Genomic DNA, 12,440 nt, shown 5'->3' with positions numbered 1-12,440 from the left:
GCATGAGTAAAAATACTGTAGTATATATACTCACAATTCTCCATTGTGGTGTAACAGCGTAGTATCAATTATCCAATAAATACTCTATTCCACTGGAACCTACACGGACTAACTGTTTAATTTATTAATATTTTTTTCAATTCACTTTATTTTACTTCTGACAACAACAGATATCAACGGGAGACCTTAGACGATGCAAAAGCTTTGTACAATAAGGCCCTTTTGCTGCATTTCGGGGCAATCACCAACCACCCCCATCCAGACGATCATTTTTTATACATTAAAATTGTTCTGCATGTAAGGCCATCCCGCCTACTTTTCAATTATCTAAACTAAAGGAGAAAAACATGAGTGAAAGAAAAGACTTGCGAGATTACTGGAAAAAAAACCTGCGTTACGTATCCATCCTGATCACCATTTGGTTTTCGGTTTCTTATCTTTGCGGCATCCTGCTTGCCGACTCTCTGGACAAAATCAAACTTGGCGGTTTCCCCTTGGGATTTTGGTTTGCCAATCAAGGTTCGCTAGTCACCTTCGTCATTCTGATTGTGGTCTATGTCAGACTGATGAACAGCTTGGACCAGGAATTCGACGTCGACGAACAGTAACAGACAAAACATAAAAATCGAACAAACCATATTACAGGAGAATACTACACTATGAGCATCTTAACATGGACATGGATCATCGTCGGCATAAGCTTTGCGCTGTACATCGGCATCGCCTTCTGGGCCAAAGCCAAGACAACAGGTGATTTTTACGTTGCAGCAAAACAGGTCAACCCAATCATGAACGGTATGGCTACCGGCGCCGACTGGATGTCAGCCGCTTCCTTTATCTCCATGGCCGGCTTAATTTCCTTCCTTGGCCGCGACGGCGCCATGTACCTGATGGGCTGGACTGGCGGCTACGTTCTGCTTGCCATGCTGCTTGCCCCTTATCTGCGCAAGTATGGCAAGTTCACAGTTCCAATGTTCGTGGGTGAGCGCTACTATTCGCAAACCGCCCGCGTCGTGGCCGTAATCTGCGCTATTTTCGTCTCCTTCACCTACGTTGCCGGCCAGATGCGCGGTGTTGGCGTCGTCTTCTCCCGCTTCCTTGAAGTTGATATCAATACCGGCGTTATAATCGGCATGTGCATCGTTTTCTTCTATGCAGTTATGGGCGGCATGAAAGGTATCACCTACACCCAGGTGGCTCAGTACTGCGTACTTATCGTCGCCTACCTCCTGCCGGCAATCTTCATCTCCATTATGCTTACCGGTAACCCTATCCCCCAGATAGGCTTCGGATCTTCGCTGAGCGAAAACGGCATGCAACTCTTAAATACTGACGCCGGCTACCTTTTGGATAAACTAAACGGCATCCAACAGGAGCTTGGTTTTGCCGCTTACACCGGTCGCGGTTCTAAGTCCATGATTGACGTCTTCGCTATCACCATGGCCCTTATGGTCGGTACCGCCGGTCTGCCGCACATCATTATCCGTTTCTTCACCACCCCCACAATCAAAGGCGCTCGCTCCTCTGCCGGCTGGGCCCTGTTCTTTATCGTCATCCTCTATACCACAGCCCCTGCCGTTGCCTCCTTCGCCCGCATCAACCTCATCCGCACCGTTCACGACAAAGCATACACCGAGGCGCCAAGTTGGTTCCAGAATTGGGAAAAAACCGGACTAGTGGCATGGAAAGATAAGAACGGCGACGGTAAGATGCAGTTAGCCAAGGGTAACGCTTTTACTGGAAAAATTGCCTTTGACAAAACAGCTGTCGGTCAGTACGGAGAAAAAGTGGTAACTACCCCGATTGATGCCAAGAGTACCAACGAGCTTTACATTGACAACGACATCATCGTCCTCGCTAACCCAGAAATCGCCAAGCTGCCAAACTGGGTCGTTGCCCTGGTTGCCGCAGGTGGTTTGGCAGCAGCGCTGTCCACCGCCGCAGGTCTGCTCTTGGTCATTGCCTCTGCCTTCTCTCATGACCTGATCAAAAATGTTATTTCGCCTAATATTACTGACAAGCAAGAACTGCTTTACGCCCGTATCGCCGCTGGCGGCGCCGTTATCGTAGCCGGCTATTTCGGCATCAACCCCCCAGGTTTTGTGGCTCAGGTAGTAGCCTTTGCCTTTGGACTCGCAGCCTCCTCATTCTTCCCCGTTATCGTACTCGGGATATTCTGGAAACGAGCATCACGGGAAGGAGCAATAGCAGGCATGTTGTCCGGCATTATCTTCACCGCCGCCTACATTATCTACTTCAAATTCATGAATCCGTCTGCCAACGTAGCGGCCAATTGGTGGTTCGGTATTTCACCCGAAGGCATCGGCACCATCGGCATGATGATCAATTTCTTGGTAACCTATGTGGTCTCCACCATGACCCCTGCTCCACCAGAGCACGTTCAGAAAATGGTGGAAAATCTTCGCTACCCACGCGAGATCGCCTAATAAGACACTTCACAAGTAAGGCAGCACCTCATAGTTTAAACAGAAAAAGGCCTTCCTCAGGGAAGGCCTTTTTCTGTTTAACTGATCAAAATAATGCGAAAACCTCCCCACAGCCCTGCCGCGCCCTTTCCGCACACAACTCCTCCCAGCTCACAACTCCATAACGACCACCTCCCTCGGACCGACCAAACGATTTGTTCTTAGTGACGCGGAAATTACCAATTTACCATAACGCATCCCGGCTTTGGGTCAGATTTGGACGCGATCCAGGTAAATTGGTAATTTCCGAGTCCCTTAAGAGAGCAAGTTGGTCCGTTTGATTCCGGCAGAGAGGAAGTCGTTCAAGGTACGCAGACCAAGATCGGCCAGTTTCCTGGTTAAATAGAGAAAGAGATAGGCGGTTTGTATGGAATCTTGCAAGGCATTATGGGCATCAAACGAAGGCAGACCAAACTTCTTAGTCAACCCAGACAAACTATACGCTCCTTGACGATGAGCATACTCTCGTCCCTCTTTATGGATGAGTTCATGATAAGCCATTGCCAAGCGGATAGTATCCAAATGAGGCGCAGCCAAATGACCTCCCATCAAACGACGAGTCGCCCGAGCAAGAAAATCAAGATCTAATCCGACATAGTGACCAACAAGAACTGCATCTCCACAAAACTCTACAAACCGGGGGAGAACTTCAGGAAGTCCAACCGCCCCACGAAGTTCTTGAGGAGTAAGACGGTGAACCAAAGTACTGGTAGTATGAAACCGCTCATCCGGTCTAACCAAGGCATAAAACGTCTGGCCGCAGATGATTCTCAACCCCTGAATCCGTACAGCCCCGATAGCGACAATCTCATCACGTTTGCGATTAAACCCGGTCAGTTCGGTATCAAAGACCACAAATTCATACTCTCTAAGCAGACCGGGAAATCCAGTTTGAGCTAAAAACCTCTGGTTATTTTGAATAATCAAAGGATGCGTTGGCTTCCGCTTGGAAGAGAGGAGTGTTGTAACTAATTTTTTCATAACCATAGATCAGAACACTCTCTCAAGAAAGAAAAGTAAATCAACACCAGAACCTGATCGGAGTCAGCCAACCAGGCTGGTGTCATTGCGACAAGGTAAACGCAGACTCTAGGAGCCTGTCGGACTTAGACATAAATCGGCTACAAATTCGCGAAATCGGTCCAGATATTCATGGCTTTTCGTTAAATAGCCCTGCTATTCGCCTCAAATCCATGAATATCTGGCCTCAATTTCGCGAATTCTCGCTACGATTCTCTAAGTCCGACAGGCTCCTAGGGTCCAATCATTACCAAGTTCTTCTCTCACACCTGCGCCACAGTAACAGACAAAAAACAAGGTCAAGTATCTTATTGTTAACAGCCTGCAATTATCACAGGTCCCTGACCTGAAACTCCAATTTAATCGCATCCTGCAATCTGGTAATAACGACAAAAGCTTCTTTTAAGGTCTTCCGTTCCAGATCTGAAAGATCACTGGGATTAATATAATTATCCGGATTACCGCCGCCTTCCAAAGTCCTTAATTGGTGCACCAAACGCAACTGCATCAAGAACTCATAAGCCTCGATGATTTCGCCACACAATCCGGGGGATAGAAACTGGCCCTCATCCAGCATGCGTAATCGCTCCAGGGTATTGACCTCGGCAATGCCATACTTCAATGACATCAATCGGGCAAAATCCACGATAAACACCAATCCTTTTCGCTTCAGGTCAAAGGTATTCTTGTGCTCTCCATCCTTCTCAACAATAAAATTTTTAAAAAACGACAGAGGAGGTCTTGATGCCAGACAATGTCGTGCCAGGTGCAAGAGAAATAAATCCTGTTTCTGAACCAGCCCCGTGAGCATAGTCCGCAACTCTTCTGCCAGCCCTACGGTGCCGAACCCAGGCCGAAAATCAAAAAAAATAGTGGAATGAAGGATCTCCTTGGACTCTGGCTTTTGGCACCAGGTACGAAAATATTGGTCCCACACCGAGGCCGGCTGACGCCACTTAAGATTCGATGCCATTACCTCACCTGGACACAATGGGTACCCGCATTGCACCAGATGACCAATAGCGGTGTTAGCAAACGCTTTGAAATACTCCTCACACTGGGCCATTACCTTGGGATCGTCACTTTCTTGATAAATGAGAGCATTATCTTGATCAGTTTTGAAAGTCTGCTCCCGTCGTCCCTCGCTCCCTAACAACAACCAACAGAACTGAGCTGGCGGATCACCAAAACCACTGACCATCAACGACAACAATCGATCCAGAATGTGATCATTCAAGACCGTAATCATACGGGTAATATTATTGGCTTTGGCTCCCTCTTCAATTAATGTACGAATTACCTGCGGTACCTTCCGGGCTAAGGGGTACAAACCATCGACCCGACGCTGAGCCACGATTTCACGAAAAAGATACAGCGGCGAGGTACCCTGTTTCACCATAATATCGTGAGTAGTAATCATCTTGACAATCTCACCGTTCTTTTCGATTGCCAGGTGATGGATTTTATCCTTCATCATCTTAAGTAAAGCATCAAATGCCATGGACTGACTGGATATAGTCCGGACCGGGGTAGACATGATCTCGGAGGCCTGGGTGGTAAAGGCTAGACCTTGAGCCACCACCTTGGCCCGAACATCCTTATCAGTAATAATGCCGGTAATCACTCCAGAATCATCAGTAAGCAGCAGGGAGCCAATTTGGTTATCACTCATAATCCGCGCAACCTCCTGGACCGTACTGACATAAGGCGCTGTATAGAGGTTACCTTTGGCAATCTCCTCCACCGGCGCACTGAATAAATGGAGCGCTCCTTCCGCCCTGGGAGCAACTCGAAGTTGACGTAACTCGGAATAGACTCCCTTGACCAACTTAGCCGACATAGTCTGCAAAAAATACTGCGCGACTTCAGCGTGCTTCTCCAGTAAAGCTCGAAAATCTTCTTTGGCGATCAAAAAACAGAAGGTATCCTCCACTGTCTCAACATTTAAATTGGCCTTGGTCCCCTGAATAATCGGCAAAGAACCAAAGCATTCACCCTCACCTCGGTAATCCTTCAGAGTTACCTCCCCCTGGTCGTTATAAAGGAAACTTTTCACTCCACCCTTCTGAATAAGATAGAGATAATTCACCTCAGTGACATTCTGGCGAAAAATCATAGCGCCCTCCGGGAAAAAATCGACCACGCATTTCCCGGCCAATAGGCGAAGGGCATCAGGGGGGAGAAGGTTAAAAGGCAGAGTGTTGATTAGAAAAGTTACAACGTTTTCTATCGAAACAAAAGATTGCTCGTTAATCGCCATGATACTTGGTCCTTTTGCCGAGTAATGAGGAAACAAGACAGCGTTAACGCAGTCTGCCGACAATAACACCCTGTTCCCGGATAGGTAGTAACACTAGTTCCAAGATTATCGCATTGATGCAATAGAAAACTCATGCCAAAGACAGAAATCTGGTTTGACTCAAGCTAACAAAATGCAGTATCTTGGCAAGAGAAGTACATCGTACTTAATCAATTGCATCCGGTAACTTTGATGGCTAAGCAAAAGGTGCGATCTACTGCGTTGCGTGGCGGTTTTGCTCGTTCGGCATACCATATGTATGGCCTCACTCACAAAACACACCCCGCGCCTTGTATATCGCACCTTTTGCTTAGCCATCCCCGGACTTTTTGCGAGATTGTCAACTTTCCAATAATAAATTGGAGGATAGTTACCTAAATTTCTTGTAAGTGATCCTGGGGTAGCGACGAGAAACTACGCTCTGCCTCCGAACTGTAAACAATTGCAGAACACCCCAGATGCGCGAAATGGGGCTGCGAGCTATCCTTCGGCAGGTGAGCAGCCCCCCTCTGGACAGCTAAGCGAGTTCAGTGAGACTGCGAAGCAGATAGGGTGTCCAGTAATCGCTTACGATTTCTTTGTTACCACCAATCCCTTAAAGGTCTGACCTGGAAGATATCGAATATATGGGTAGTCAAAAAAAAATCCTGGTCGTTGACGATGAACTCAGCATGCGGGAGTTTCTCAAGATTCTGCTTGAGAAGGAAGGCTATGCCGCCCAAACCGCCGCCAATACTGCTGACGCTCTCACCCTCCTCCGTCAGGGACACACCGACCTGGTCATCTCGGACATCAAGATGCCAGGGGGCAGCGGCCTCAGCTTCCTGGAAGAGCTGAGATCCACCGGGGTTCAAACTCCCCTGATCCTGATTACCGCCTACGCCTCACCTGAAGACGCAGTACGGGCAATGAAGGGTGGAGCCTATGATTATATCACCAAACCTTTTAACGTGGTGGAGATCAAAAAAATCATCCGCAACGCCCTAAGCAATACCAGCCATGCCCCAGACCAAGAAGAAGGGGCTCAAAGCTTTCAAGGGATCATCGGTCAGAGCCCGGAGATGAAAGTGATCTTCGATCTGATCAGTCGCATTGCCCCTACTCACGCTAACGTCCTTATCCAGGGAGAGTCCGGCACCGGCAAGGAACTGGTGGCCCGAGCCATCCATGATCTCAGCAAGGGCGCCGCCAATAAATTTGTGCCCATCGTCTGTAACGCTATCTCGGAAAGTCTGTTCGAAAGCGAGGTCTTCGGCCACGTAAAAGGGGCCTTTACCGGGGCCTTGGCCAACAAGACCGGTTTGTTTGCCGAAGCCAACCACGGCAGCGTATTTCTCGATGAAGTTGGAGAATTGACGCCACTGATTCAAACCAAACTTCTCAGACTCATCCAAGAACGTGAATTTAAACCTGTAGGCAGCACCGAGACCATCAAGGCTGATGTCAGAATCATCTCGGCAACCAACCGGGACCTTGAAGAAGAGGTGATTGCAAAACGCTTCCGTGAAGATCTCTTCTACCGCTTAGCAGTCGTACCGATCCGAGTACCACCCCTCAGAGAACGCAAAGGCGACGTCCCGCTCCTGGTAAATCACTTCCTGACCAAGTACGCGACACGTTTTGGCAAGGAGATCACGGCCCTCTCCTCATATGCCATGGAAGTCCTTTTAGACTATGACTTCCCCGGCAACGTCCGTGAACTCGAAAACATTATTGAACGGGGGGTGGCCCTGGAGAATTCGAATATCATCCTCCCGGAAAGCCTGACCTTGGCCGCCCACAGGAGAAAAAGCGTGCTCCCCACCCGATCAGACGACAGATCATCAAACAACGACTATTTCACCATGGGGCTTGATGAAGCCGTAGCCTGCCTGGAGAAAAAACTCATCAATCAAGCCCTTCAACAAGCCAGCGGTTCAAAAATAAAAGCTGCGGAACTCCTTAAAGTAAGCTTTCGCTCTATTCGCTACAAAATCAAAAAATACGAGATCGACTAGGTGCCACCCAGCATCAATCATTTTTACACATCGCCAAGCCTTAGCAGCGGAGACCGCCTGCAGCGCCAGATCAAATGGCTACTTCTGCTCCGGGTCTCACTCCTGTCACTGTTTCTCGGCATCAGCTCTTTTCTCCAGTTCGCCCGCCCGGAGCTGAACCTCCCTCCCCCCAGCGCCATTGTTTTCTTCTTCATTTTTATTTACCTGTTCAGCATCAGTTCGGCAATGCTAAGCAACCGGGTGACCCGCTTTATTCCCTTTGCCTATGGCCAGATAACCGCCGACAGCACCCTGGCCACCGTTATAATCTACTATACGGGAGGGAGTCACTCCATCTTCACCTTCCTCTACTTCTTCCCTATCATCAGCGCGGGGCTGATGTTGTTTCGCCGTGGTGGTCTAGTCATCGCCGCCATCAACATCATTAGCTACGGCCTGCTTCTCTCCTCCGAGTACATCGTGTTGGCGGCACAACTCCCCGAAGCGATCCGCGCGAACGCCGCCACCGCCCCCTCGATTCTACTACAGAATTTTCTAATCTACGGCCTTTCCTTTATCGTAGTCGCCATCCTCAGCGCCCTACTGTCAGAACGGTTGGAATGGACAGAGACCGCTCTCGACCAGACCTCGCGTCATCTTGATTTCGTAAGCCAGCTCTACAAGCAAATATTTGATGATATTACCTCTGGCATTATCACGGTGAATGATAAAGGCCGCATCACCTCCTTCAACCGTGCCGCGGAAGAGATTACTGGCTACTCAGCCAGCGAGGTCATGGATCGTAGGCTAGGTAAAATCTTTCCTGGCCTGCAAGGAACCCCTCAGAATGAGGCACGACCCACCCTAGAGCTTAACAGAAAAGACGGTCGCACAATCCCGGTCGGTTACTCCTGGTCTCGTCTGAATATGCCTAATCTCAATGAAGACTGTCGCGTCTATACCATCCAAGACCTAAGCCGAATCCGGCAGATGGAGGAACAGATCCGACAAAACGAAAAAATGGCCGCCATCGGCAAAATCGCTGCCGGTATCGCCCACGAATTCCGCAATCCCTTGGCCGCCATCTCCGGCGCTGCCCAGGTACTTGAACAAGAATTCCCCACCTCGTCAGTCAATCACTCACTGCTAACCATCATAACCCGCGAATGCTCGCGCCTGGAGGACAACATCACCGATTTTCTCCAGTTCTCCCGCCCCGCCATCCCCGAGCCAAGCTGGACCCCATTAGCCTCCATAATTGACGAGTGTTGGACCATTCTCCGACGTAGCATAAAATTTAATAACAACTGCCGCCTGACAATAGATTTACCAGCCAATCTCGACTGCTGGGCCGACCATCATCAACTTAAACAAATTCTCCTTAATCTAATCCACAATGCCTGTCTCGCCATGGAACGTGGTGGCGCAATCACCATCAGAGCGTGGGAGAAAAGTTCTGACCAAGGCCTTGCCAGTACCGTAATCAAAATCAGTGACACTGGCTGCGGCATCCAAAACGCCATGATCGAGGACATCTTCGCCCCCTTTTTTACCACCAGAGAAAATGGCACCGGACTGGGGCTTGCCATTGCCCAGCAGATTGTTGACAGCCATCGCGGCACGATTATGGTCACCAGCGCGATAGGGACCGGCACAACCTTCACCATCACACTCCCCCTTCCCATTGAGGATCAGCGATAACTTTCCCCACTTCCCTCCTCCATGACACACTGTTAACACCAAACCTCAATACATATTCAATTTTCATCTCACTCAACATCAAAACTAACTATGATTTAACTAACACTATAAACTTGACAATAGTCATAAAAACTCATAAAATAAACTACTCACAAGAAATCAAATACCATTAGTAACTATCCACACCTTCTGACCCAGAAAGGTGCCGAAGCCCAGAGCCGTAACAGTTCAGCAGTGCCGCAGATGCTAGGCATCGGCCTGCGATGTGTGCTTTTCGCACATGAGCAGGCCGATAACAACGCAGATGTGGCACGGCTGAACAGTTACCACCATTATACATAGTCTCTCAAGTGTCAGGAGCACAAATCCCACTCTGTCGGAGAACTCTATGCTCGACACCTTGTACGCCCCAGCGGAGAAAGCAACGCCCCAAGTATTACTTGCGGATATCGACATTATCAGTAATCACGCCATAGTCGACACACTCCTCCGTTCAACAGGTGGTCTACTTGCCATCCTGAATGAACAGCGGCAGATCTTATCAATCAACGACTCTTTCCTTAAAATGCTGGGACTAGCAGACCAAAAAGATGTCCTATTCCTCCGACCAGGCGAGGCCGTTTCTTGCATCCATGCCCACGAATCGCCTCACGGTTGCGGCACGACAAAATACTGCGCCACCTGTGGGGCTGCCATCGCCATTGTTACAGCCTTAGCAGAAAATACCCCCACAGAACGAATTTGCCCCCTCACCGCCAAACGCGGTGAAAAAACCGTAGAACTCTCATTCGCTGTGCGCGCCCAGCCAATTCATCTTGAAGAGAGACGATACCTCTTACTTTTCCTCCAGGACATAACCAAAGAACAATTCCTCTCTTCGATGGAACGGACCTTTTTCCACGACATCAACAATATTATCTGTGGGCTGCTTGGTCGCTGCGAACTCTACAGCATCCAACACAACAATCCACCAGAGCTCCAACAGATCACCAATTTGGTCCTCCGGATAAGTCAGGAGATCGCCATCCAAAGAACCCTGTCACGATTTGGCGAAGCCGGACTGAAAGCCATTAAACAACTCATTTCAAGTGAGGATATCCTAACCGAAATCACATCAGTCTTTGACAACCATCCTGCAGCTCAACACAGAACCATCACAACTAGCAATAACGCCCCTGAAAAAAAAATCATCACCGACATTACCCTCATGTTGCGGGTTGTATGCAACATGATAACCAATGCCCTGGAAGCCACCGAGGAGCGGGGAGAAATCAGAGTCTGGATTGACAACACTCCGGAGGGTCTTGCGATCAAGGTATGGAACAAATCGGCCATCCCAGAACCTCTCAAATTACGAATTTTTCAACGCCACTTCAGTACCAAGAAGGGAGCCGGGCGAGGCTTAGGGACGTACTCGATGAAAATCTTCGGCGAGGAGTATCTTAGCGGGAAAGTCAGTTTCACCTCAACTCCGGTGGAGGGTACCACCTTCTGTATCACCCTGTAAATCGAGCGCTCTCTTCTTATCGACCGACAGTCTGCACTCTGCCTTGCGATACAATCGCTCACAGGATATAGTTGATTAAGTCATCGTGATGACCCAAACAACTAAAAGAGCGATGACATCTTATAAGATTTCAACACCCCCTATACAATCGGATAGTAGATTCTCTATGACAGAACATGAAATGGGCGGTACATATGTGTTTTGGCAACCAACTGACAGTGTCGGCATCAGCACTGTTGACAAACAACACCAGAAACTCTTTTTCCTGATCAATTCCCTCTACACCGCTATATGCTCTAACCCGCACAATATCAAGATTGAGAAAGCAATCGGAGAGTTGGTCTATTATACTGAGTATCACTTTGAAACAGAAAAATCCTACCTCAAACATCTCCCTGATTTTGCCGCCCATGAAATTCAGCACGCTGATTTTTCAAAAAAAATACTCCACTTTGTAGATGAGTACCAATCACAACCTCAAGAAATTCTACTCTATGATATGATCTCCTTTCTCTCCGCATGGCTAAGAAATCACATCCAGGGTACTGACATCCAACAATTCACCCTGTACCAGCAAAAACACACCCCGCCCAGCTCCAACAACACCAATTAATCACGTTAACATTTTGTATTCACACAATAAAGAATAAGCCGACAGACATAACACTGCAACTATAAAGAGGAGAACAATCATGGCGACAATCACCTTGGGCGGCAAGCCCACCAACACAATAGGCCAACTGCCAACCAATGGCTCAACCGCACCGACCTTTTCATTGACTTCTTCCGAACTTAAATCGATCAGCAACAAAGACTTTACGGCAAAGGTTATTGTCTTAAACATTTTTCCGAGCATTGATACCCCGGTTTGCGCTACCTCAGTCCGGCGTTTCAACAGCGAAGCAGCAAACCACCCCAATACAACAGTACTCTGTATTTCAGCCGATCTGCCATTTGCCCATAAACGATTCTGCGAGATTGAAGGCATAAACAATGTAGTGGCATTATCCACATTTCGCTCTCCTGAATTTGGGAAAGATTACGGGGTATTAATCACTGAAGGACCATTGAAAGGACTCCTTGCTCGAGCCATTGTCATAATCGATACGGAAAGCAAGGTGTGCTACTCAGAACTGGTCGGAGAGATCGGATCAGATCCGAATTTTGAAGCAGCGTTGAAGGCTGTGACATCCTGTGGAGGGTGAGATAAAGAACACACTGATTAACGACTGAAACCTACTGCAGTAAGAATCGCATAGACGATAAGCCAAGCAAGGCAATACCACCGTGCCCTGAAGGCTACCCCTGCCTCTTCTTTCTGAAGCAAAGTAATGGCGGCCACCAAGGTAACTGGCCAGACAATGCCTGCCCAGAAGGGAGGGGCATATCGGAGGAGTTCTTGAAGCCCCACAAAGAACCATGGACCATTGATGTGGAAGACCCCAAGTCGT

General features: G+C 48.5%; 9 protein-coding genes. 7 read left to right on the top strand and 2 right to left on the bottom strand.

Annotation, left to right across the window (positions count from 1 at the left end):
• Nucleotides 1-347 precede the first annotated feature (347 nt).
• Complete coding sequence (locus FP815_12950; protein ID MBA3015832.1) at nucleotides 348-608, top strand: DUF4212 domain-containing protein; 261 nt, start codon at nucleotides 348-350, stop codon at nucleotides 606-608.
• Nucleotides 609-659: 51 nt separating this feature from the next.
• Nucleotides 660-2,447 carry a cation acetate symporter gene (locus tag FP815_12945; protein MBA3015831.1) on the top strand — a complete coding sequence of 596 codons (1,788 nt, stop codon included), beginning with the start codon at nucleotides 660-662 and terminating at the stop codon, nucleotides 2,445-2,447.
• A gap of 294 nt (nucleotides 2,448-2,741) precedes the next feature.
• On the opposite strand, the gene FP815_12940 is transcribed toward FP815_12945, so the two are convergent.
• Nucleotides 2,742-3,473, bottom strand: coding sequence for a 3'-5' exonuclease (locus tag FP815_12940; protein ID MBA3015830.1), 732 nt, complete (start codon nucleotides 3,471-3,473; stop codon nucleotides 2,742-2,744).
• Nucleotides 3,474-3,837: 364 nt separating this feature from the next.
• Nucleotides 3,838-5,766, bottom strand: coding sequence for a cyclic nucleotide-binding/CBS domain-containing protein (locus FP815_12935; GenBank protein ID MBA3015829.1), 1,929 nt, complete (start codon nucleotides 5,764-5,766; stop codon nucleotides 3,838-3,840).
• A 665-nt stretch (nucleotides 5,767-6,431) separates the two neighbouring features.
• Here FP815_12935 and FP815_12930 point away from each other — a divergent pair.
• From FP815_12930 to FP815_12910, 5 genes are all read left to right on the top strand, one after another.
• Nucleotides 6,432-7,802: a sigma-54-dependent Fis family transcriptional regulator gene (locus tag FP815_12930; GenBank protein ID MBA3015828.1), complete on the top strand. Its 1,371-nt coding sequence runs from the start codon at nucleotides 6,432-6,434 to the stop codon at nucleotides 7,800-7,802.
• On the top strand, nucleotides 7,803-9,482 hold the full coding sequence (locus FP815_12925; protein MBA3015827.1) for a PAS domain S-box protein: 1,680 nt from the start codon (nucleotides 7,803-7,805) through the stop codon (nucleotides 9,480-9,482). It begins immediately after the preceding gene.
• Between the two features lie 388 nt (nucleotides 9,483-9,870).
• Nucleotides 9,871-10,989 (top strand): sensor histidine kinase, encoded by a 1,119-nt coding sequence (locus FP815_12920; protein MBA3015826.1) that lies wholly within the window; start codon nucleotides 9,871-9,873, stop codon nucleotides 10,987-10,989.
• An 85-nt stretch (nucleotides 10,990-11,074) separates the two neighbouring features.
• Complete coding sequence (locus FP815_12915; protein MBA3015825.1) at nucleotides 11,075-11,602, top strand: bacteriohemerythrin; 528 nt, start codon at nucleotides 11,075-11,077, stop codon at nucleotides 11,600-11,602.
• Between the two features lie 79 nt (nucleotides 11,603-11,681).
• On the top strand, nucleotides 11,682-12,194 hold the full coding sequence (locus FP815_12910) for a thiol peroxidase (protein MBA3015824.1): 513 nt from the start codon (nucleotides 11,682-11,684) through the stop codon (nucleotides 12,192-12,194).
• Nucleotides 12,195-12,440 lie beyond the last annotated feature (246 nt).

Source organism: Desulfobulbaceae bacterium, from assembly GCA_013792005.1.
Taxonomy (GTDB): Bacteria; Desulfobacterota; Desulfobulbia; order Desulfobulbales; family VMSU01; genus VMSU01.
The sequence above is the reverse complement of the archived record's forward strand: the minus strand, read 5'-3'. Positions and strand labels throughout refer to the sequence as shown.

Excerpts from the sequence above, each read along its gene's own strand:
- FP815_12950 (MBA3015832.1), top strand. The coding sequence starts at position 348 with ATGAGTGAAAGAAAAGACTTGCGAGATTACTGGAAAAAAAACCTGCGT.
- FP815_12945 (MBA3015831.1), top strand. The coding sequence starts at position 660 with ATGAGCATCTTAACATGGACATGGATCATCGTCGGCATAAGCTTTGCG.
- FP815_12940 (MBA3015830.1), bottom strand. The coding sequence starts at position 3,473 with ATGGTTATGAAAAAATTAGTTACAACACTCCTCTCTTCCAAGCGGAAG.
- FP815_12935 (MBA3015829.1), bottom strand. The coding sequence starts at position 5,766 with ATGGCGATTAACGAGCAATCTTTTGTTTCGATAGAAAACGTTGTAACT.
- FP815_12930 (MBA3015828.1), top strand. The coding sequence starts at position 6,432 with ATGGGTAGTCAAAAAAAAATCCTGGTCGTTGACGATGAACTCAGCATG.
- FP815_12920 (MBA3015826.1), top strand. The coding sequence starts at position 9,871 with ATGCTCGACACCTTGTACGCCCCAGCGGAGAAAGCAACGCCCCAAGTA.
- FP815_12910 (MBA3015824.1), top strand. The coding sequence starts at position 11,682 with ATGGCGACAATCACCTTGGGCGGCAAGCCCACCAACACAATAGGCCAA.